The 21765-nt window shown below is 65.8% G+C and carries 22 protein-coding genes; all 22 read right to left on the reverse strand.

Translation table 11 applies throughout. From position 1 onward, the window contains the following. Nucleotides 1-744 (reverse strand): 1-(5-phosphoribosyl)-5-[(5-phosphoribosylamino)methylideneamino]imidazole-4-carboxamide isomerase, encoded by a 744-nt coding sequence (hisA, locus tag QFZ42_RS19310; RefSeq protein ID WP_307702504.1) that lies wholly within the window; start codon nt 742-744, stop codon nt 1-3. 63 nt (nt 745-807) lie between these two features. Beyond that, nucleotides 808-1464, reverse strand: a complete 657-nt coding sequence (gene hisH, locus QFZ42_RS19315) for an imidazole glycerol phosphate synthase subunit HisH (protein WP_307702505.1) — start codon at nt 1462-1464, stop codon at nt 808-810. A 19-nt stretch (nt 1465-1483) separates the two neighbouring features. Further along, nucleotides 1484-2107 (reverse strand): imidazoleglycerol-phosphate dehydratase HisB, encoded by a 624-nt coding sequence (hisB, locus tag QFZ42_RS19320; RefSeq protein ID WP_307702506.1) that lies wholly within the window; start codon nt 2105-2107, stop codon nt 1484-1486. Then, nucleotides 2104-3192, reverse strand: a complete 1089-nt coding sequence (gene hisC, locus QFZ42_RS19325) for a histidinol-phosphate transaminase (protein WP_307702507.1) — start codon at nt 3190-3192, stop codon at nt 2104-2106. Before hisC ends, hisB begins: the two co-directional genes overlap by 4 nt. After that, nucleotides 3189-3539 carry a hypothetical protein gene (locus QFZ42_RS19330; protein ID WP_307702508.1) on the reverse strand — a complete coding sequence of 117 codons (351 nt, stop codon included), beginning with the start codon at nt 3537-3539 and terminating at the stop codon, nt 3189-3191. Before QFZ42_RS19330 ends, hisC begins: the two co-directional genes overlap by 4 nt. Before the next feature lie 5 nt (nt 3540-3544). Next, entirely contained in the window at nt 3545-4366 is an 822-nt protein-coding gene (locus QFZ42_RS19335) for a hypothetical protein (protein WP_307702509.1), read from the reverse strand. 38 nt (nt 4367-4404) lie between these two features. After that, nucleotides 4405-5727 (reverse strand): histidinol dehydrogenase, encoded by a 1323-nt coding sequence (gene hisD, locus QFZ42_RS19340; RefSeq protein ID WP_307702510.1) that lies wholly within the window; start codon nt 5725-5727, stop codon nt 4405-4407. Between the two features lie 37 nt (nt 5728-5764). Beyond that, complete coding sequence (locus tag QFZ42_RS19345) at nt 5765-6175, reverse strand: hypothetical protein (protein WP_307702511.1); 411 nt, start codon at nt 6173-6175, stop codon at nt 5765-5767. An 8-nt stretch (nt 6176-6183) separates the two neighbouring features. Next, nucleotides 6184-6825 (reverse strand): ATP phosphoribosyltransferase, encoded by a 642-nt coding sequence (hisG, locus tag QFZ42_RS19350; protein ID WP_307702512.1) that lies wholly within the window; start codon nt 6823-6825, stop codon nt 6184-6186. 28 nt (nt 6826-6853) lie between these two features. Then, nucleotides 6854-8143 (reverse strand): UDP-N-acetylglucosamine 1-carboxyvinyltransferase, encoded by a 1290-nt coding sequence (murA, locus tag QFZ42_RS19355; protein WP_307702513.1) that lies wholly within the window; start codon nt 8141-8143, stop codon nt 6854-6856. A gap of 39 nt (nt 8144-8182) precedes the next feature. Next, on the reverse strand, nt 8183-8425 hold the full coding sequence (locus QFZ42_RS19360) for a BolA family protein (protein ID WP_307702514.1): 243 nt from the start codon (nt 8423-8425) through the stop codon (nt 8183-8185). Between the two features lie 119 nt (nt 8426-8544). After that, nucleotides 8545-9309 carry an ABC transporter permease gene (locus QFZ42_RS19365; protein WP_307702515.1) on the reverse strand — a complete coding sequence of 255 codons (765 nt, stop codon included), beginning with the start codon at nt 9307-9309 and terminating at the stop codon, nt 8545-8547. An 82-nt stretch (nt 9310-9391) separates the two neighbouring features. Further along, on the reverse strand, nt 9392-10339 hold the full coding sequence (locus QFZ42_RS19370; protein ID WP_307702516.1) for an ABC transporter ATP-binding protein: 948 nt from the start codon (nt 10337-10339) through the stop codon (nt 9392-9394). 78 nt (nt 10340-10417) lie between these two features. Continuing rightward, complete coding sequence (locus QFZ42_RS19375; protein ID WP_307702517.1) at nt 10418-10690, reverse strand: STAS domain-containing protein; 273 nt, start codon at nt 10688-10690, stop codon at nt 10418-10420. Between the two features lie 4 nt (nt 10691-10694). Continuing rightward, on the reverse strand, nt 10695-11354 hold the full coding sequence (locus QFZ42_RS19380; protein WP_307702518.1) for an MlaC/ttg2D family ABC transporter substrate-binding protein: 660 nt from the start codon (nt 11352-11354) through the stop codon (nt 10695-10697). A gap of 187 nt (nt 11355-11541) precedes the next feature. Further along, a complete protein-coding gene (locus QFZ42_RS19385; protein ID WP_307702519.1) occupies nt 11542-12288 on the reverse strand; it encodes an MlaA family lipoprotein in 747 nt (248 codons plus the stop codon). Then, complete coding sequence (gene mlaD / locus QFZ42_RS19390) at nt 12285-12776, reverse strand: outer membrane lipid asymmetry maintenance protein MlaD (protein ID WP_126745807.1); 492 nt, start codon at nt 12774-12776, stop codon at nt 12285-12287. The genes QFZ42_RS19385 and mlaD overlap by 4 nt, the downstream gene beginning before the upstream one ends. 37 nt (nt 12777-12813) lie before the next feature. Beyond that, entirely contained in the window at nt 12814-13596 is a 783-nt protein-coding gene (mlaE, locus tag QFZ42_RS19395) for a lipid asymmetry maintenance ABC transporter permease subunit MlaE (RefSeq protein ID WP_307702520.1), read from the reverse strand. An 82-nt stretch (nt 13597-13678) separates the two neighbouring features. Continuing rightward, nucleotides 13679-14536 carry an ABC transporter ATP-binding protein gene (locus tag QFZ42_RS19400; RefSeq protein WP_373423350.1) on the reverse strand — a complete coding sequence of 286 codons (858 nt, stop codon included), beginning with the start codon at nt 14534-14536 and terminating at the stop codon, nt 13679-13681. Between the two features lie 65 nt (nt 14537-14601). Then, nucleotides 14602-16080 carry a glutamate synthase subunit beta gene (locus tag QFZ42_RS19405; protein ID WP_307702522.1) on the reverse strand — a complete coding sequence of 493 codons (1479 nt, stop codon included), beginning with the start codon at nt 16078-16080 and terminating at the stop codon, nt 14602-14604. Nucleotides 16081-16115: 35 nt separating this feature from the next. Further along, nucleotides 16116-20864, reverse strand: a complete 4749-nt coding sequence (locus QFZ42_RS19410; RefSeq protein ID WP_307702523.1) for a glutamate synthase-related protein — start codon at nt 20862-20864, stop codon at nt 16116-16118. Between the two features lie 176 nt (nt 20865-21040). Next, nucleotides 21041-21736 carry a transposase gene (locus tag QFZ42_RS19415; RefSeq protein ID WP_307702524.1) on the reverse strand — a complete coding sequence of 232 codons (696 nt, stop codon included), beginning with the start codon at nt 21734-21736 and terminating at the stop codon, nt 21041-21043. Between the last annotated feature and the right edge of the window lie 29 nt (nt 21737-21765).

Raw genomic sequence — 21765 nt, forward strand, 5'->3', positions numbered from 1 at the left:
TCAGGCGCCGGCGAGCTCGTCGGCGCGGGCTTGCGCCGCCGCGAAATCGAGGTCGCCCGAATAGATGGCGCGGCCGCAGATCACGCCTTCGACGCCTTCGGACTCGACCGCGCAGAGCTGGTCGATGTCGGCCATGTTCGACAGGCCGCCCGAGGCGATCACCGGAATGGTCAGCGCCTGCGCGAGCTTGACGGTGGCATCGATGTTGATGCCCGAGAGCATGCCGTCGCGGCCGATGTCGGTGTAGATGATCGATTCGACGCCGTAGTCCTCGAACTTCTTGCCCAAGTCGGCCACCTCGTGGCCCGTGAGCTTGCTCCAGCCGTCGGTGGCCACCTTGCCGTCCTTGGCGTCGAGCCCCACGATGATGTGGCCGCCGAAGGCCACGCAGGCGTCCTTCAGGAAGCCGGGGTTCTTGACCGCGGCGGTGCCGATGATCACGTAGCGCAGCCCGTCGTCGATGTAGCGCTCGATGGTGTCGAGGTCGCGAATGCCGCCGCCGAGCTGCACCGGGATGTCGTCGCCGACTTCCTTCAGGATCGCCTTGATCGCCGCGTGGTTCTGCGGCTTTCCGGCGAATGCGCCATTCAGGTCGACCAGGTGCAGCCGCCGCGCGCCGGCCGTGACCCACTTGCGGGCCATGGCGGCAGGGTCTTCGCTGAAGATGGTGGACTGGTCCATGTCGCCTTGTTTGAGGCGAACGCAGTGGCCGTCTTTGAGATCAATGGCGGGAATGAGGAGCATGGAAGTGACGCGAGTGTGCGGAATCCGGGCTGAGAAAGATTCGGCCCGGGCGGAAATATAAGGTCAGGGATTCCAGTGGAGGAAATTTCGGTAGAGCTGCAACCCGTGGTCCGCACTCTTCTCCGGGTGGAACTGGGTGGCAAAAATATTATCGCGTGCGATGGCTGCGGTAAAGCATGCCCCGTAATCCGCCTCGCCCACGCTGTGCCGGACGTCCGACGGCCGCGCGTAGAAGCTGTGCACGAAGTAGAAATAGCTCATGTCGGGGATGCCCGCCCAGACCGCATGCGGCTGGGCCTGCCGCACCTGGTTCCAGCCCATCTGGGGCACCTTGAAGCGGCTGCCGTCGGGCTGCAGCCGGCCAGCCAGGTCGAACTTGACGACTTCGCCGGGAATGAGCCCCAGGCCGTCGGTCGGCCCTTCGTCGCTGCGCGACAGCAGCATCTGCATGCCCACGCACACGCCGAAGAGCGGCTTGTTCGCCGCGGCTTCGAGCACCGATTCCTGAAGACCGGAGTCGCGCAGTTCGCGCATGCAGTCGGGCATGGCGCCCTGCCCCGGCAACACCACGCGGGTGGCCTTGCGCACCACCTCGGGGTCGGAGGTGACGAAGACCTCGACGCCCACCTGGTCGGCCGCATGCCGCACAGCCTGGGACACCGAGTGCAGGTTGCCCATGCCGTAGTCGACGACCGCGACGGTATTTGCTGCAGATTTCATGGCTGTCCGCTGGAGGATTTCAGAGCGAACCCTTGGTCGAGGGAATGACGCCCACCGAGCGCGGGTCGAGCTCGAGCGCGCCGCGCATCGCGCGTGCAAAGGCCTTGAACACGGTTTCGCACTGGTGGTGCGCGTTGACGCCCTTGAGGTTGTCGATGTGCAGCGTGACGAAGGCGTGGTTGACGAAGCCCTGGAAGAACTCGTAGGTCAGCTGGCTGTCGAAGGTGCCGATCATCCCGCTCGTGAACGGCACGTGCATCACCAGGCCCGGGCGGCCCGAGAAATCGATGACCACGCGGCTCAGCGCCTCGTCGAGCGGCACGTAGGCATGGCCGTAGCGGCGAATGCCCTTCTTGTCGCCGATGGCCTTGGCCACGGCTTGCCCGAACGTGATGCCGACGTCCTCGACCGTGTGATGGCCGTCGATGTGCAGGTCGCCCTGGCAGTCGATGTCGAGGTCGATCAGGCCGTGGCGCGCGATCTGGTCGAGCATGTGGTCGAAGAAGCCGATGCCGGTGGCGAGCTTGGCCTTGCCCGTGCCGTCGAGGTTGACGCTGACGGTGATCTTGGTTTCGGCGGTGTTGCGGGTCACCGAGGCGGTGCGCGCGGCGGTGCCCGTGTCGGCGATTTGGGGGGTGGTCATAGTGAGGCTTCGAGTGCCGCGAGCATTCGCGCATTCTCGTCGGCCGTTCCGACGGTGAGGCGCAGGCAATTTGCGAGCAGTTCGTGCATTTTAGAAACGTTCTTCACCAGAACTCCGCGCCCCTTGATGCCCTCGAAGGTCTTGGTGGCATCTGGCACGCGCACGAGGATCATGTTGGCGTCGCTCGGCCATGTCTTCACGCCCGGCAGGCGGCCCAAACCCGTCATCAGGCGATCGCGCTCCTCGCGGATCTGTTTCGCCTGGGCCTCGAACACCTCGGCGTGCTCCAGCGCGAACAGTGCGCATTCGCAGTTGAGCACGCTGATGTTGTAGGGCGGGCGCACCTTGTCGATCTGGGCGATCAGCGCGGCCGGCCCCATGAGATAGCCCAGGCGGATACCGGCCAGCCCGAACTTGCTGAGCGTGCGCATCAGCAGCACATGGCCATGCTTCGCGAGCCGATCGATGTAGCTGCGGGCGGCGAAGGGCTGGTAGGCCTCGTCGATCACCACCAGGCCGCCCTGCCGGCCCTGCGCCTCGACGATTTTCTCGATGGTGGCATCGTCCCAGCGATTGGCCGTCGGGTTGTTCGGGTAGGCGAGGTAGACGATGGCGGGCTTCTCGTACGCGATGGCGGCCAGCATGGCGGCCTCGTCGAGCTCGAAGTCGGCCGTCAGCGGCACGCCGACGAAGCGCAGGCCCTGCAGCTGCGCGCTCATGGCGTACATCACGAAGCCGGGCAGCGGCGCGAGCACCGCGGCGCCGGGCACGGCGCATGCAATGGCCAGCAGCGAAATCAGTTCGTCGGAGCCGTTGCCCAGCATCAGCGCGAAGCCTTCGGGCATTTGCGCATGCGCGGCCAGCGCGCGCTGCAGATCGGCGCCGCGCTCGCCCGGGTAGCGGTTGAGCGCCAGCGCGCCGAGCCGCGCGCCAAGCTCGGCCTGCAGCGCGGGCGGCAGGCCGAAGGGATTCTCCATGGCGTCGAGCTTGACGAAGCCGCGTGCGTCCTGCACGGCGTAGGCGCGCATGGACTGGACGTCGGGGCGGATGCGATCGATCGGGCGAGCGGCGGGGGTGGTTGTCATCGGGTGCAGCGGTAGCTGTTTCTGAGGGCGCCGGACATGACCAGTTGCACGGGCATGTCGGCTTCATAGCTGTCGGCGTTGCGCGTCAGCTCGGTTTGATAGAGAGAGCGCGCCATCGAAGGCTCGAGGCGGCGGCCTTCGACGCAGAAGACCGGCTTCTGGCCGTTGCGCTGCGACGCTTCCACGCCTTCGCGCAAGCCTTCGAGCACGCCGACGAGGTAGTAGCTCGCATAGGCCTTGCCGTCTTTCTCATTGGCTTCGAGCGTGCGCAGTTCGCGAATGCTCATCGCCCGCGCACCGGTGCCGGCCAGCAGTGCGAGCAGCAGCAGGACGGCGGTGCGCTTCACGGCTCTTACTTGCGGTAGCGCGGCGGCGGCGCGTACGCGCTGTCGGCCGGAAAGGCGCTGGGCTGCGGGGGCGTGGTTTCACGGCGCGGGCGGCGCGGCGCCTCGGGCTGCTCGAGCTCGAACAGAGCGGCGCCGATCACGCCGATGTTGCGCACGTCGCCGGCCTCGGTATTCGCCGCATAGGCGCGACCCGGCGCGGCAAAGCGGAAGGCCGCGACCTCGCTCTGGCTCTTGCGGAAGCCTTCGATGTCGAGCACCTGCTGCGGGCGCAGCACGTAGCCGCCGTTGCGCAGGCTGCCGGGCTTGCCGTTCAGCACGTCGAGGCCGTCGACCGTGGCGATCACCTCGTAGCTGCGGTCGCTCAGGTTGCGAAAGCGCAGGGTGTAGCGCGAACCTTCGACGCCGGCCAGGCGGAACATGTCGGTGCTGCGGCGCGCGCGCTGCAGCGGCAGGGGGCGGTCGCTCTCGTCGAGCACCGACCATTCGACATCGCCTTGCGCCAGTTGCAGGTTGAGCCGGCGTTCGGGGTTGTTGCCCGCCTCGCGGCGCACGGCCGACGCTTCGTTGTAGCCGAGCGAAGCCACTTCGTCGGGCTGCGCGGACAGCCGCTTGGCGGAGACCGAGCGGGTTTTCGACTCGATGCCCTCGCCCCACTGGGTGCCGAGCTGGACCGGCGCGGGCGCGGCGGCGCTGGGCGTTGCGGACAAGGCGGCCGATTCGCTGCGCGGAACCTGCGGCATCTGGCTGCAGGCGACGAGCAAGGCTGCGCCTGCAACGAGGCCTGTGGCGAATTTGAAAAAGCGCGAACGATAAAGACCGTGAATCATCTGGACAGCTCCTCCCGGGAACGGGTTCTTGTGGAGCTTCAGATCTTACGCAGTCGCATGCGGGCGGCTTCGGCATGCGCCTGCAGGCCTTCGCCTTCGGCCAGCGTCACGGCGATCGGGCCGAGCACCTGGGCGCCGGCTTCGCTGACCTCGATCAGGCTGGAACGCTTCTGGAAGTCGTAGACGCCGAGCGGGCTTGAAAAGCGCGCCGTGCCGCTGGTCGGCAGCACGTGGTTCGGGCCGGCGCAATAGTCGCCCAGGCTTTCGCTGGTGAAGGCGCCGAGGAAGATCGCGCCCGCGTGGCGCAGCAGCGGCTCCCAGCGCTGCGGCTCGCTGCTGCTGACTTCGAGGTGCTCGGGCGCGATGCGGTTGCTGATGTCGCAGGCCTCTTCCATGCTCTTCGTGTGAATGAGCGCGCCGCGGCCGTTCAGCGATGCGGCGATGATTTCGGCTCGCGGCATGGCAGGCAGCAGGCGGTCGATCTCGGCCTGCACGCGGTCGATATACGCCGCATCGGGGCACAGCAGGATGCTCTGCGCGAGTTCGTCGTGCTCGGCCTGACTGAACAGGTCCATGGCCACCCATTCGGGCGGCGTGGTGCCGTCGGCCAGCACCAGGATCTCGCTCGGGCCCGCGATCATGTCGATGCCCACGGTGCCGAACACGCGCCGCTTGGCGGCCGCCACGTAGGCGTTGCCGGGGCCGGTGATCTTGTCGACCGCGGGGATGGTGGCGGTGCCGTAGGCCAGCGCGGCCACGGCCTGGGCGCCGCCGATGGTGAAGGCGCGCGTAACGCCGGCCACGTAGGCGGCGGCGAGCACGAGCGGGTTCTTCTCGCCACCCGGCGTCGGAACCACCATGACGATTTCAGCCACGCCGGCCACGTGCGCCGGAATCGCATTCATCAGCACGCTCGACGGATAGGCCGCTTTGCCGCCGGGCACGTAGATGCCGACGCGGTCGAGCGGCGTGACCTTCTGTCCAAGCAGCGTGCCGTCCGCATCGCGGTAGCTCCAGCTCTCGCCGCTCGCCTTCTTCTGGGCCTCGTGATAGCTGCGCACGCGGCGCGCGGCGGCTTCGAGCGCGTCGCGCTGCGTGACGGGCAGCGATTCGAAGGCGGCCTTCAGTTCGGCCTGCGTGAGCTCGAGTTCGGGCAACGCCGCGGCGCCCAGCCTGTCGAAGCGGTGGGTGTACTCCAGCACCGCTTCGTCGCCGCGCTTCTGCACATCGGCCAGGATGTCGGCCACCACCTTCTCGATGGCCGCGTCCGCGTCCGCGGACCAATGCAGCCGCGCCTTGAATTCAGCGTCGAAGCTGGCTGAAGTCGTGGAGAGACGGGCGGGGGCTGCTTTCAGTTTCATCGCATGTATCGAGAAAAATGTCCAACGGGACGGCTGTTCATTCGAGGTCGATCGAAAGACGCGAGGGTTTGTTGGCCAAGGTACCGCGTATTTTGACGGTCGCTTCAAGCGCGCGGGCCGCGCCCCAAACGGCGAATATCGCGATCAACACGCCCGCCCCGCTGACCCGGCCACCCGCGGCAATGCCATATCCGGCAAAGATCAAGGTTCCGAGCGCGAATACCAGCGCAATGCTCGCGGCAACCCGGCTACGGAAGCGGGCAATGCCAAATGCGCAGGCGGCATTCAACGCGGCATCCACCAATCCGACCTTGTCGCCGATCAGCGCCGAGATCGCTTGCAGCGCTGCAATGATCCAGAGTGCCTTGGAGGCGTCTCTGATCATCTCGACTGCCGCGTAGTGGCTGTCGAGTTTCGAAAAAAAGCTCCTCTTGTTCTCTTCGGACACGGTGCTCCTCAAGGCCGAGGAATGGCCGACGCAAAGGCGTCGATGATGCGGCGGATGGGCTCGCGCTTGAGCTTGAGCGCGGCCTGGTTGACCACCAGGCGGGCACTGATGTCCATGATGCGTTCGACCTCGACCAGGTGGTTGGCCTTGAGCGTGTTGCCGGTCGAGACCAGGTCGACGATGGCGTCGGCCAACCCGGTGAGCGGTGCGAGCTCCATGCTGCCGTAGAGCTTGATCAGGTCGACGTGCACGCCCTTGGTGGCAAAGAACTCGCGCGCCAGGCCCACGTACTTGGTCGCCACGCGCAGGCGCGAGCCCTGCTTCACGGCCGAGGCGTAGTCGTAATCGGCGCGCACTGCCACGCTGAGGCGGCAGGCCGCAATGCGCAGGTCGAGCGGCTGGTACAGGCCCTGGTTGCCGTGCTCGAGCAGCACGTCGGAGCCGGTCACGCCGAGGTCGGCGCCGCCGTATTGCACGTAGGTGGGCACGTCGGAGGCACGCACAAGCACCACGCGCACGTCGGGGCGCGTGGTCGCGAGGATCAGCTTGCGCGATTTCTCGGGGTCTTCGGTGACCTCGATGCCGGCGGCCGCCAGCAGGGGCATCGTCTCTTCGAAGATGCGGCCCTTGGACAGAGCAAGCGTGATCATGATTGCGACTCCTGCAATGCCAGGGTGATCATGCGGACGCTCCCGCCACACGCTCGATGTCGGCACCGATGCCGCGCAGCTTGGCTTCCATGCGGTCGTAACCACGGTCGAGGTGGTAGATGCGGTCGATCAGCGTCTCGCCCTCGGCCACGAGGCCGGCGATCACAAGGCTCGCGGAGGCCCGCAGGTCGGTGGCCATCACGGTGGCGCCCGAAAGCTGCGGCACACCCTCGACCATCGCCACCTTGCCCTCGACGTGGATGGTCGCGCCCAGGCGCACCATTTCGTTCACGTGCATGAAGCGGTTCTCGAAGATCGTTTCGGTGACCATCGAGGCGCCGCGCGCGACCACGTTCAGGGCCATGAACTGGGCCTGCATGTCGGTCGGGAAGCCCGGGTATTCGGTGGTGCTGAAGCTCTGCGCTTTCAGGTGCTCGCTGGCCGGGGCCTTGGAACGGATGCGCACGCCCCCCTCTTCCGAGGCGACCGTGCAGCCGGCGTCGCGCAGTTTGTCGACCACGGCGTCCATGTGTTCGGCGCGCGCGTGGCGCAGGAACACATCGCCGCCCGTGGCCGCCACGGCGCACAGGAAGGTGCCGGCCTCGATGCGGTCGGCCACCACGGCGTGTTCGCAGCCGTGCAGCTTTTCGACGCCCTGGATGCGGATGTGGCTGGTGCCATGGCCCTGGATCTTGGCGCCCATGCGGATCAGCATTTCGGCCAGGTCGACGATCTCGGGCTCTTGCGCGGCGTTTTCGAGCAGCGTCTCGCCCTCGGCCAGCGCGGCGGCCATGAGGAAGTTCTCGGTGCCGGTCACGGTGACCATGTCGGTCAGGATGCGCGCTCCCTTCAGGCGGGTGCGCCCGGCCGGCAGGCTGGCGATCATGTAGCCGTGCTCGACCACGATCTCGGCACCCATGGCCTGCAAGCCCTTGATGTGCTGGTCGACCGGCCGCGAGCCGATGGCGCAGCCGCCCGGCAGCGAGACCTTGGCACGGCCGAAGCGCGCGAGCAGCGGGCCGAGGGCCAGCACCGAGGCGCGCATGGTCTTCACCAGTTCGTAGGGCGCCTCGGGGTTGCCGAGGTCGCCGGCATTGAGCTGCACCGTGCCGTTGTCATCGCGCTCGGCCACGACGCCCATGTTGCGCACCAGCTTGAGCATGGTCGACACGTCCTGCAGGCGCGGCACGTTGTGCAGCGTCACGGGCTGGTCGGTCAGCAGCGCGGCGCAAAGCTCCGGCAAGGCTGCGTTCTTGGCGCCGGAAATGAGTACCTCGCCGCGAAGCTGGCGCCCGCCGCGAATCAGAAGTTTGTCCATCGAATTTCCAGCGAATCAGGGCCCCGCGGGGCCGGAGAGTTATTTTTCCAACGCCGCCCATTCGGCCGGCGTGTAGGTCTTCATGGAGAGCGCATGCACCTCGTCGGTATGCATTTTCGCACCGAGGGTGGCGTAGACCCGCTGATGCCGCTGAATGGCGCGCTTGCCCTCGAATTCGGCCGAGACGATGGTGGCGTACCAGTGGCGCCCGTCGCCCTCGAGCGAGATGTGCTCGCACGGCAGGTGGGCGGTGATGATGGCTTGGAGCTGGTCAGCGGTCATGGGATGAGCATTTACTGGGGAACACCGCGGAACCGGCTTTGCCGGGCCGCAGGTGTTGCCCCCGGAAGGGGGTTGGCGAAGCGACACGAAGTGCGCGAAGACTGGGGGAGAGCCACGTTCTAGCCTCTGATTTTGTAGCCGATTCGCAGCAGATGAACCGCGATGGCGCTGATCACCAGCCAGGCGGTGCCGACGATGCCCAGGCTGAGCCAGGGCGAAGCGTCGCTCACGCCGAAGAAGCCGTAGCGGAAACCGTCGATCATGTAGAAGAACGGGTTGAGATGGCTCACCGATTGCCAGAACGGCGGCAGCGAACCGATCGAATAGAACACGCCCGAGAGAAAAGTCATGGGCATGATGAGGAAATTCTGGAACACGGCCATCTGGTCGAACTTCTCGGCCCAGAGCCCGGCAATGAGCCCCAGCGTGCCGAGCATCGCGGAGCCCAGCAGCGCGAACACCAGGATCCAGATCGGCGCCACGAAGCTCGGCATGGCGAAGAACATGGTGACCAGGAACACGCCGAGCCCCACGGCCAGCCCGCGGATCACCGACGAGCCCACGTAGGCAAAGAACCAGCCCCAGTGCGAGAGCGGCGTGAGCAGCACGAACACCAGGTTGCCCATGATCTTGCTCTGGATGATGGACGAGGAACTGTTGGCGAAGGCGTTCTGCAGCACGCTCATCATCACGAGGCCCGGCACCAGGAAGGCGGTGTAGCCGACCGAGCCGTAGACCTTGACGTGGTCTTCGAGCACATGGCCGAACACCATCAGGTAGAGCAGCGCGGTAAGCACCGGCGCGCCGACGGTCTGGAAACCGACCTTCCAGAAGCGCAGAGTTTCTTTGTAGAGAAGCGCGCGCCACCCCGTAACGGCCATCATAGAGCCCCCTTGCTCGGCACTGCGTGTCCTCGCCTCCCCCCGAGGGGGAGCTTCGCTTGGTTGGGGCGGCCCGGCGCGGCGCTCATCGCGACACCTCCAGCGGTGTTTGCTCACCCGCCATCAGATCGATGAACACGTCTTCAAGATCGGCCTTGCGCATTTCCACGTCTTCCACCGCGACGCCGGCTTCGCGGATGGCAGCCAGCAGTTGTTCGACTTCATGCGCGTTCTGCGCCGGCAGCTGCACGATGCGCCCGGTGATGCGCGCATGCTGGGCAATGGCCCAGGGCAGCATGGCGTCGGTCTTGAAGCGCAGCACGTTGCTGGCGGCGGACTTCAGCAGGTCGCTGGTGCGATCGAGCGCGATCACGCGGCCCAGCTTGAGCATGGCGATGCGACTGCACAGCGCCTCGGCCTCTTCGAGGTAGTGCGTGGTGAGCAGCACGGTGCTGCCCTCTTTGTTGAGCCTCGCGACAAACTGCCAGAGCGTCTGGCGCAGCTCGACGTCGACACCGGCAGTGGGTTCGTCGAGCACGATCACCGGCGGCTTGTGGACCAGCGCCTGCGCCACCAGCACGCGGCGCTTCATGCCGCCCGAGAGCTGGCGCATGTTGGCAGTGGCCTTGTCGGCCAGGCCGAGGCTTTGCAGCAGTTCGTCGATCCAGGCTTCGTTGTTCTTGATGCCGAAATAGCCCGACTGGATACGCAGTGATTCGCGCACATTGAAGAAGGGGTCGAACACCAGTTCCTGCGGCACGATGCCCAGCTGGCGCCGGGCCTCGGCATAGTCGCGCTGCACGTCGAAGCCGTGCACGCTGATCGCGCCGGCGGTGGGACGCGACAGGCCGGCCAGCATGCTGATGAGCGTGGTCTTGCCCGCGCCGTTCGGGCCAAGCAAGCCGAAGAACTCGCCCGGCTCGATCTGGAAGCTGACCTCGTCGACGGCGCGCAGCCCTTGCTTGCCTTGGGCCCGTTGCTGTCTGGAGGGGGGGTAGGTCTTGGAGACCGATTGGAATGAGATCGCGGGCATGAGAGCCGGCGATTTTACGGGCCCGCCCCGCAAACTGCTGCGCAGCGGCCGGATGGCCTGACGCGGCCGCGGCTCAGCTCAGGGCGCCGCCGGCAAAAGGCCCGCAATACCGTACAGGGCCGCCAGTTCGCGCAGCCGCGGCGAAAGCCCCTTCACCGCGAAGCCGCGGCCGAGGGCGCTCGATTCGCGGCGGCACTCCAGCAGCACAGCCAGCGCCGAGGAATCGAAGTGCGCCAAGGCGCTGGCGTCGACCACGGTGGACGTGTCGGTCTGCCCTGCCAGCCCCTGCTGCAGCATGCGCATGCAGGCGGGAGCTTCCTCGTGGGTGAGTTTCGTCGGCAGCACCAGCATGGCGTCAGTTCTTGCCGCTGTTGCCCTTGTTGCGCGCTGCCAGCGCCGCAATCAGGCCATCGATGCCGCGGGCGTTGATCTCCTGCGAAAACTGGGTGCGGTAAGTATCGACCAGCCAGACGCCCAGCACGTTGAGGTTGTAGACCTTCCAGCCGCCGCCCTGGCCGGGCGTTTTCTCGAGCCGGTAGTCGAGTTGCACCGGATCGCCGCGGCCCTTGACCTCGGTGCGCACCAGCACTTCGGTGTCTTCGGGCGAACCGCGGAACGGACGCACCGTGACGGTCTGGTCGCTCACCTGGTCGAGCGCGCCGGCGTAGGTGCGCACCAGCAAGGTCTTGAACTCGTCCTGCAGCTTCTTTTGCTGCTCGGGCGTGGCCTGACGCCATGCCGGGCCGACGGCGGAAGCCGTCATGCGCTGGAAGTTGACGTTCGGCATGATCTTGCTGTCGACCAGCAGCATGATCTTGCTGATGTCGCCTGCCTTGATGGAGGTGTCGGCCTTGATGGTTTCGAGCACGTCGGTCGACAGGCGCTTCACCAATGCGTCGGGCGCTTCATCCGCGGCGTGTGCCGGACGCACGAAGGCCGCGGCGCCAGCAAAGAGCAATGCGCTCGCGAGTACCAGGCGGCCAAGGCTGCGTCGCTGCAAGATATTGTTGTTCATGTCAATTCCCTCAAGTTTTGAAAATCCACAAGGCCCACGCGAAAGGCGCGCCTGCTGGAAAGAACGTGTTCGACGGGTCTGGAGACGACCGGGTTCCCTGAAGCGCAGGTGAAGCCTTGAAACCGGATGCAAGCAGAAAACGCCTCATCCGGCGGTGAACAGCCTCTTCTCTGCGCGTTTCCGGCCCCTACTTCCCGCCTTCGTCATCGGGCGGATTGCCGTCGTAGACATCGTTGCGGCGGTGCTGCAGGAAGGCGTCGCGCGTGAAGGTGTACTTGTCGAGGGCCGCGTCATCGAGCAGGCGGCCGGCGCGCAGGTACTTCGCCCGCGTGTCCACAGCTTCCACGAACGACAGCGAATTGCGCCAGGCCACGTCGTGCATGTTCGACACCACGCCGCCCGCGCGGTCCACCGGCAGTGCCGCCGTATCGCGCAGGGTCGAGGGACCGAACAGCGGCAACACGACATACGGGCCGGCACCCACACCCCAGCGGCCGAGCGTCTGGCCGAAATCTTCCTCGTGGCGATCGATGCCCGCCTCGGTGGCGATATCGAGAAGGCCGCCGAGCCCGAAGAAAGTGTTGACGTTGACCCGCATGAAGGTCTCGGCGCTGTTCTGCAGCTTGAGCTGGGCCACGCTGTTGGCAAAACTCCAGACGTCGCCCAGATTGCCGAAGAAATTGCTCACGCCGGTACGCACCATGGAAGGCAGCACGCGTGTGTAGGCCGTGGCCACCGGCACCAGCACCGCTTCGTCGACCGTATCGTTGAAACGAGTGACGCCGCGGTTCATCGGTTCGAAGGGGTCCGCGGGATTGGCGTGGGGGCCGCTTGCGCAGCCTGCGATCACCGCAAAAACGGCTGTCGCGCTGATCCAGCGGACATGGTTCGCTACGTTATTGATAGCGTGCGAGGCAAAAAGGCTTGTTTTCATTTTTTGTTGGCTGTTCCCGGCGTCGAAGTATTTCCCTCGGCCGCCTTGCTATAGAGGAACTGGCTGATCAGGTTTTCCAATACCACGGCCGATTGCGTCGCGGTAATGGTGTCGCCGGCTTGCAGGTTCTTCTCCTCGGCGCCCGCTTCGATTCCGATGTACTGCTCGCCGAGCAGGCCACTGGTCAGAATCTTGAGCGAGCTGTCCTTGGGAAAACTGTAACGGTTTTGTAATGCCAGCGTGACGCTGGCCTGAAAAGACTTGTCGTCGAACGAGATCGACTCCACGCGCCCGACCACGACGCCCGCGCTCTTGACCGCCGTTTGCGGCTTGAGCCCGCCGATGTTGTCGAAGCGCGCGGTGACGTTGTAGGTCTTCTGGAAATTCAGGCTCAGCAGGTTGGCCGACTGCAGCGCGAGGAACAGCAGCGCCGCGCCGCCGATCAGCACGAACAGGCCGACCCAGATGTCGTTGGTGGAACGTTGCATGGTTTGCACTCTCTAGAACGATGGGAGCAAAGCCCCTTCAAATACTGAACATCATGGCGGTCAACAGGAAGTCGAGGCCGAGCACCGAAAGCGACGCCATGACCACGGTGCGCGTGGTCGCGCGCGACACGCCTTCAGGCGTGGGCTGGGCTTCGTAGCCCTGCAGCAGCGCGATGAAGGTCACGGTAAAACCGAAGACGATGCTCTTGATCACGCCGTTGCCCACGTCGCGCCAGACGTCGACGCCGCCCTGCATCTGGCCCCAGAAGGCGCCCGGGTCGACACCCAGCATCAGCACGCCCACCACATAACCGCCCATGATGCCAACTGCGCTGAACACGGCCGCCAGCAGCGGCATGGTGATCACGCCGGCCCAGAAACGCGGGGCGAGAATGCGCCGCACGGGGTCGACCGCCATCATTTCCATGGCGCTGAGCTGCTCGCCGGCTTTCATGAGGCCGATTTCCGCGGTCAGCGACGTGCCGGCCCGCCCGGTGAAAAGCAGGGCCGCCACCACGGGGCCGAGTTCGCGCACCAGGCTCAGGGCGACCAGCAGGCCGAGCGCTTCGGAAGAACCGTAGCGCTGCAGCGCGTAATACATCTGCAGGCCCAGCACGAAGCCGACGAAAAGGCCCGACACCGCGATGATCGCCAGAGAGTAGTTGCCCAAAAAGTGAATCTGGTCGCGCACCAGGCTGAAGCGCCGGAGGCTCTGCGCGCCCTGGAATGCCAGGCGCATGAACAGCTTGGCGCCATAGCCCAGGTCGGCGAGCTTGCTGCGAACGGCGAAGCCGACATCGGCGGGCTTCCACCAAGTCATATGAGCCCCCACGTTCGGCACTTCGTGTCCTCACTGCCCCCCGAGGGGGCCGTCGCTTGCTCGGGGCGGCCCAGCGCTGCGCTCATGCCCTTCCCCCTTCATTGCCGAAATCTTGTTCGACGCCGACGCCCGGGTAATGGAAATGCACCGGCCCATCGGGCAAGGCATTGACGAACTGGTGAACCAGCGGATCGGCGCTCTGCCGCACTTCATCGGGCGCCCCCTGCGCGGCGATGCTGCCGTTGGCGAGGACGATCACGTGGTCGGCGATGCGGAATGTTTCTTCGAGATCGTGCGAGACCACGATACTGGTCAGCCCGAGCGTGTCGTTCAGCTGGCGAATCAGCCGCGCCGCCGTGCCCAGCGAAATCGGATCGAGTCCGGCGAACGGCTCGTCGTACATCACGAGGTCGGGGTCGAGCGCAATGGCGCGCGCCAGCGCCACGCGGCGCGCCATGCCGCCGGAAACTTCGCTGGGCATCAGGTCGCGCGCGCCGCGCAAACCCACCGCGTCGAGCTTCATGAGCACGATGTCGCGCACCAGCGCTTCCGACAGCTGTGTGTGCTCGCGGAGCGGAAACGCCACGTTGTCGAACACGCTCATGTCGGTGAACAAGGCCCCGAATTGAAAGAGCATGCCCATGCGGCGCCGCGCCGCATAGAGGCCCCCGGCGTCGAATTTGCCGACATCCTGGCCGTCGAAAAGCACCTCGCCGCGCTGCGCCCGCTGCTGTCCGCCGACGAGACGCAGCACGGTGGTCTTGCCACCGCCCGAGGCTCCCATGAGCGCCGTGACCTTGCCGCGCGGAACGGCAAAGGACACACCGTCGAGGATCGCGCGCGCGCCATAGCCGAACGTGACGTCGCGGAACTCTACAAAAGGGTGTGGCTGTGCGGCTGGGTCCATCTCAATAAAAAAGCCGGGCGCCTTGACAGGCATCCCGGCATGCGGTTTCCGCAAATGATAGCGGGGCCGTGACCGGCCCCGCAAAATTGAAACAAAAATCAGCGCGGTAAGTCGCTAAATCCCATCAAAAACTCATCCACCGAGCGCGCAGCCTGACGGCCTTCGCGAATCGCCCACACGACGAGCGACTGGCCGCGACGAATGTCGCCCGCAGCAAACACCTTTGGCACGTTGGTGGCGTAGCCACCGATAAAATCGACCGTGGCCTTGGCATTGCCACGTGCGTCCTTCTCGACGCCGAAGGCATCGAGCACAGCGGCCACGGGGCTGACAAAGCCCATGGCGAGCAGCACGAGGTCGGCCTTGAGGATCTGTTCGCTGCCGGCCACTTCCTGCATCTTGCCGTCCTTCCACTCCACGCGAACGGTCTTCAGGCCCGTGATCTTGCCCTTTTCGCCGATGAACTCCTTGGTGGAGATCGCGAACTCGCGCTCGCAGCCTTCCTCATGGCTGGAGCTGGTGCGCAGCTTGATGGGCCAGTAGGGCCAGGTCAGCGGGCGGTTTTCTTCCTCGGGCGGCTGGGGCATCAGCTCGAACTGCGTAACGCTGACCGCGCCGTGGCGGTTGCTCGTGCCCACGCAGTCGGAGCCGGTGTCGCCGCCACCGATGACGATGACGTGCTTGCCGTCCGCGCGCAGCTGGCCCTTGACCTTGTCGCCCGCGTTGACGCGGTTCTGCTGGGGCAGGAACTCCATGGCGAAATGAATGCCGTCGAGGTCACGCCCCGGCACCGGCAGGTCGCGCGACTGCTCGGCGCCGCCGGTGAGCAGCACGGCGTCGAATTCTTTCTGCAGTTGCTCGGGCGTGACGGTTTCCTTGGCGAGGTTGGTCACCTTGGAGCCCTTGCCCAGCGGGTCTTTCGCGGCACCGACCATCACGCCGGTGCGGAAGGTCACGCCCTCGGCCTTCATCTGCTCGACGCGGCGGTCGATGTGCGTCTTCTCCATCTTGAAGTCGGGAATGCCGTAGCGCAGCAGGCCGCCGATGCGGTCGTTCTTCTCGAACAGCGTCACATCGTGACCGGCGCGTGCAAGCTGCTGCGCGGCCGCCATGCCGGCCGGGCCCGAACCCACCACGGCCACCTTCTTGCCGGTCTTGTGCTTGGCGACGCGCGGCGCCACCCAGCCTTCGTCCCAGGCGCGGTCGATGATCGCGTGTTCCAGCGACTTGATGCCGACCGGGTCGTCGTTCACGTTGAGCACGCAGGCCGCCTCGCAGGGCGCGGGGCAGATGCGGCCGGTGAACTCCGGAAAATTGTTGGTCGAGTCGAGCACCGCGAAGGCGTTCTGCCAATCGTTGCGGTACACGAGGTCGTTGAAGTCCGGAATGATGTTGTTGACCGGGCAGCCGCTGTTGCAGAACGGCGTGCCGCAGTCCATGCAGCGCGCGCCCTGCACCTTGGCCTGTTCGTTGCTCAGGCCGACGACGAATTCCTTGTAGTGCTTGACGCGCTCTTCGATGGGCTTGTAGCCCTCTTCGACACGCTCATGCTCCATGAAGCCAGTGATCTTTCCCATCGCGGTTCCTCTGTTCTTCGTATCTGTTGCCGCGCTCAGACGGCGGCCGTCGCGGCAGGTGCGGCCAGCGCGTGCGGCTCGAGGCCGATGTGCGCGTTGTTGCCGCTGCTCGTGAGTTCGACCTTGCGGTCGTGCAGCTCGGCGAGCGCACGCTTGTATTCGTTCGGGAACACCTTCACGAACTTGGTGCGCGCCACGGCCCAGTTGTCGAGCAGTTCGCGCGCGCGCTTGCTGCCGGTCCAGCGGTGGTGCTCTTCGAGCAGCTTCCTGAGCTGCGCTTCGTCGGTCTCACCGCCATGCCAGATCTTGCGATGCACGCTCGCGGTCTGCTCGGCCGAGGTCAGCACCTTGTCGAGCGACACCATCGAGAGGTTGCAGCGCGTGGCGAACTGGCCGTCTTCGTCATAGACGAAAGCCACGCCGCCGCTCATGCCGGCCGCGAAGTTGCGGCCGGTCTTGCCGAGCACCGCGACCGTGCCGCCGGTCATGTATTCGCAGCCGTGGTCGCCCGTGCCTTCGACGACCGCCGTGGCACCCGAAAGGCGCACCGCGAAACGCTCGCCGGCCACGCCGCACAGATAGGCTTCGCCGGTGGTCGCGCCGTAGAGCGCGGTGTTGCCGACGATCGTGTTGCGAATGGCTTCGCCGCGGAAATCGAGGCTCGGACGCACCACCACGCGGCCGCCCGAGAGGCCCTTGCCCGTGTAGTCATTGGCATCGCCGATCAGGTAGAGCGTGATGCCGCGGGCCAGGAAGGCGCCGAACGACTGGCCGCCCGTGCCTTCGAGCTGGATGCGGATCGAATCGTCGGGCAGGCCTTGCGGGTGTACCTTGGTCAGCGCGCCCGACAGCATGGCGCCCACCGAACGGTTGACGTTGCGCGCCACCTCGATGAACTGCACCTTCTCGCCCTTGTCGATGGCGGGACGCGACTTCTCGATGAGCTTGACGTCGAGCGCGCGCTCGAGGCCGTGGTCCTGGTTCTCGACATGGAAGCGCGGCACGTCGGCCGGCACGGTCGGCAGCGCGAACAGGCGGCTGAAGTCCAGGCCCGAAGCCTTCCAGTGTTCGATGCCCTTGCGCATGTCGAGCAGGTCGGCACGACCGATCAGGTCGTCGAACTTGCGGATGCCCAGCTGCGCCATGATCTGGCGCACTTCCTCGGCCACGAAAAAGAAGTAGTTGACGACATGCTCGGGCTTGCCCGAGAACTTCTTGCGCAGCACCGGGTCTTGCGTGGCCACGCCCACCGGGCAGGTGTTGAGGTGGCACTTGCGCATCATGATGCAGCCCTCGACCACCAGCGGGGCCGTGGCAAAGCCGAACTCGTCGGCGCCCAGCAGCGCGCCGATGGCGACGTCGCGGCCGGTCTTCATCTGGCCGTCGGCCTGCACGCGGATGCGGCTGCGCAGGCGGTTGAGCACCAGCGTCTGCTGCGTTTCGGCCAGGCCGATTTCCCACGGGCTGCCCGCATGCTTGATCGACGACCAGGGCGATGCGCCCGTGCCGCCGTCATGGCCCGCGATCACCACGTGGTCGCTCTTGCACTTGGCGACGCCGGCCGCGATGGTGCCCACGCCGATTTCGCTCACCAGCTTGACGCTGATGCTCGCGTGCGGCGCGGCGTTCTTCAGATCGTGAATCAGCTGCGCCAGGTCTTCGATCGAGTAGATGTCGTGGTGCGGCGGCGGCGAGATCAGGCCCACGCCCGGCACAGCGTAGCGCTGCTTGCCGATGTACTCGGTGACCTTGCCGCCCGGCAGCTGGCCGCCCTCGCCCGGCTTGGCGCCCTGCGCCATCTTGATCTGGATCTGGTCGGCCGAATGCAGGTACTCGGCCGTGACGCCGAAGCGGCCCGAGGCCACCTGCTTGATGCGCGAACGCAGGGAGTCGCCGTCCTGGAGCGGCAGGTCGACCTCGACGTTGGCCGCGCCGATCACGCTCTTGAGCGTGTCGCCTTGCTTGATCGGGATGCCCTTGAGCTCGTTGCGGTAGCGCGCCGGATCTTCGCCGCCTTCGCCCGTGTTGCTCTTGCCGCCGATGCGGTTCATGGCAATCGCGAGCGTGGCGTGCGCCTCGGTGCTGATCGAGCCGAGCGACATCGCGCCGGTGGCGAAACGCTTGACGATGTCGGCCGCAGGCTCGACCTCGTCCACCGGAATGGCCTTGGCCGGATCGAGCTTGAACTCGAACAGGCCGCGCAGCGTGAGATGGCGGCGGTTCTGGTCGTTGATGAGCTGCGCGTATTCCTTGTACGTGTTCCAGTTGTTGGAGCGCGTGCTGTGCTGCAGCTTGGCGATGGCGTCGGGCGTCCACATGTGCTCTTCGCCGCGTGTGCGCCAAGCGTATTCGCCGCCGGCGTCGAGCATGTTGGAAAGGATCGGATCGTCGCCGAACGCCGCCTTGTGCATGCGGATGGCTTCCTCGGCGATCTCGAACACGCCGATGCCCTCGACGCGGCTGGCCGTGCCGGTGAAGTACTTGTTGACCGTGGCAGTGTTCAGGCCGATGGCCTCGAACAACTGCGCGCCGCAATAGCTCATGTAGGTGCTGACACCCATCTTCGACATGATCTTCGACAGACCCTTGCCGATGGCCTTCACGTAGTTGTAGACCGCCTTCTCGGCGCTCATGTCGCCCGGCAGGTCGGCGTGCATGGCCGCCAGCGTCTCCATGGCGAGGTAGGGGTGCACGGCTTCGGCGCCGTAGCCTGCGAGCACGCCGAAGTGATGCACCTCGCGCGCCGAGCCGGTTTCGACCACCAGGCCGGCCGTGGTGCGCAGGCCTTCACGCACCAGGTACTGGTGCACTGCCGACAGCGCCAGCACGGCGGGAATCGCGACTTGCGTCGGGCTCACGCCCCGGTCGCTCACGATCAGGACGTTGTGGCCGCCCTTGATGGCGTCCACCGCCTCGGCGCACAGCGACGCCAGCTTGGCTTCGACGCCTTCGTCGCCCCAGGCGAGCGGGTAGGTGATGTCGAGCACGTAGCTCTTGAACTTGCCCTGCGTGTACTTGCCGATATCGCGCAGCTTGGCCATGTCGGCGAAGTCGAGAATCGGCTGGCTCACTTCGAGCCGCATCGGCGGATTGACCTGGTTGATGTCGAGCAGGTTGGGCTTGGGGCCGATGAACGACACCAGCGACATCACGATCGCTTCGCGGATCGGGTCGATCGGCGGGTTGGTCACCTGCGCGAACAACTGCTTGAAGTAGTTGTAGAGCGGCTTGTTCTTGCTCGAGAGCACGGCCAGCGGGCTGTCGTTGCCCATCGAACCGATGCCTTCTTCGCCGGCCTGCGCCATCGGGCTCATCAGGAACTTGATGTCTTCCTGGGTGTAGCCGAAGGCCTGCTGGCGGTCGAGCAGCGCGACTTGCGAGAGCGGCGCCGAGACCGGCTCGGCTTTCACGCTGTCGAGCTTGATGCGCAGGTTCTCGATCCACTGCTTGTACGGCTTGCTGTTGGCGAGGGTGGCCTTGACCTCCTCGTCGTCGATCATGCGGCCCTGCTCCAGGTCGATCAGGAACATCTTGCCGGGCTGCAGGCGCCACTTGCGAACGATCTTCTGCTCGGGCACGGGCAGCACGCCCGATTCCGACGCCATGATGACCAGGTCGTCGTCGGTCACGCAGTAGCGCGAGGGGCGCAGGCCGTTGCGGTCGAGCGTGGCGCCGATCTGGCGGCCGTCGGTGAACACGATGGAAGCCGGGCCGTCCCACGGCTCGAGCATGGCGGCGTGGTATTCATAGAACGCGCGGCGGCGCGGGTCCATGGTGGCGTGCTGTTCCCAGGGCTCGGGAATCATCATCATCACGGCCTGGCTGATCGGGTAGCCGGCCATCGTCAGCAGCTCGAGGCAGTTGTCGAAGGTGGCGGTGTCGGACTGGCCGGCAAAGCTGATGGGGTACAGCTTCTGCAGGTCGGCGCCGAGCACGGGCGAGGACATGACGCCCTCGCGCGCCTTCATCCAGTTGTAGTTGCCCTTGACCGTGTTGATTTCGCCGTTGTGGGCGACGTAGCGGTACGGGTGGGCCAGCGGCCACTCGGGAAAAGTGTTGGTCGAGAAGCGCTGGTGCACCAGGCCCAGGGCCGAGATGCAGCGCTTGTCCTGCAGGTCGAGGTAGTAGGTGCCCACCTGGTCGGCGAGCAGCAGGCCCTTGTAGACCACGGTGCGGCTCGACATGCTCGGAACGTAGTACTCCTTGCTGTGCTTGAGCTTCAGGCGCTGGATGTTGGCGCTGGCGGTCTTGCGGATGACGTAGAGCTTGCGTTCCAGAGCGTCCTGCACGATGACGTCGTTACCGCGGCCGATGAAGACCTGGCGCAGCAGCGGTTCCTTGGCGCGCACGGTGGGCGACATGGGCATGTCGCGGTTCACCGGCACGTCGCGCCAGCCCAGCAGCACCTGGCCTTCGGCCTTGATGGCGCGTTCCATCTCTTGTTCGCAGGCTTCGCGCGAGGCGTGTTCCTTCGGCAGGAAGATCATGCCCACGCCGTATTCGCCAGGCGGCGGCAGCGTGACGCCCTGCTTGGCCATCTCTTCGCGGTACAGATGGTCGGGCAGCTGGATCAGGATGCCCGCGCCGTCGCCCATCAGCTTGTCAGCGCCCACTGCGCCGCGATGGTCGAGGTTTTCAAGGATCTTCAGGCCCTGCAGCACGATGGCGTGGCTCTTCTCGCCTTTGATGTGCGCCACGAAGCCGACGCCGCAGGCATCGTGCTCGTCGGCACCGGAATACAGACCGTGTTGTTGGAGATGTTCGATCTCGGCAGCCGTCGTCATGGCGCACTCCTTCAGTTTTTCGCAGGGAAGAGAAGGATATTGCGATGCACAAAGAATGCCAAATACTTTATTGGGGGTCAGATTCCCATTAAATCCCGAGCTTTCTGGTCGGCATTAAATTGGGGACATGTTAGTTGAAGGCGGGGAGCTGCGTTACCGGCCGCACGCCCGTCGACTCAGGAACCCGGAGCCGACGGCGGACGCCCCGCCTTGGCCTTGGCCACGCGTCGTTCGGTCGATTTCTGAAGCGACGCGAGAAAATTCGCATCGCCGGCGGCCCACCCTCGCAAAGTGGCCTCGGTAAGCGTCCCCTGGTCGGCCGCCCGCACGCCCGCGCGCACCAGTTCGGCATACGCGGCTTCGCGGGCGAAAGGCGTGTTGCCCAGTTCCCAGTACAGCGGATGCGGCGTCAGCAGCTTGTCCTGCCGCAGGCCGGCGTAGTGCGCGTAACTGGACCAGGGAAAGTCGCGCGCGTCGGACACGAGGCCCGCCCGCACGGGATTGAGGTCGATGTACGCCATGCAGGTCAGCAGGTAGCGATCGGTCTGGATCAGCGTCGACCTGTAGCGCCCTTCCCACAGCGTGCCGCTGCGGCCATGGCGGTCGTTGAAGTAGCGCACATAGCTGCGCCCTACCGACTGCATGAACTGCGGCAGCCCGGTGGTGGTGCCGGGCGTGGCCAGCAGATGGAAATGGTTGTCCATCAGCACATAGGCATGCAGCGCAATGCCGAAGCGAGGGGCGGCGTCGGCCAGCAGACCGAGCAGCCGTTCGTGGTCCGCGCGGTCGACAAAGATCGCCTGGCGGTTGTTGCCACGCTGGATCACGTGGTGCGGCATGTCGGCGAGCGTGAGGCGGGGCAGACGGGCCATGGCGTGACAGCGGCGCGCGCTTGAAAAAA

Source organism: Variovorax paradoxus (assembly GCF_030815855.1).
Lineage (GTDB): Bacteria > Pseudomonadota > Gammaproteobacteria > Burkholderiales > Burkholderiaceae_C > Variovorax > Variovorax paradoxus_M.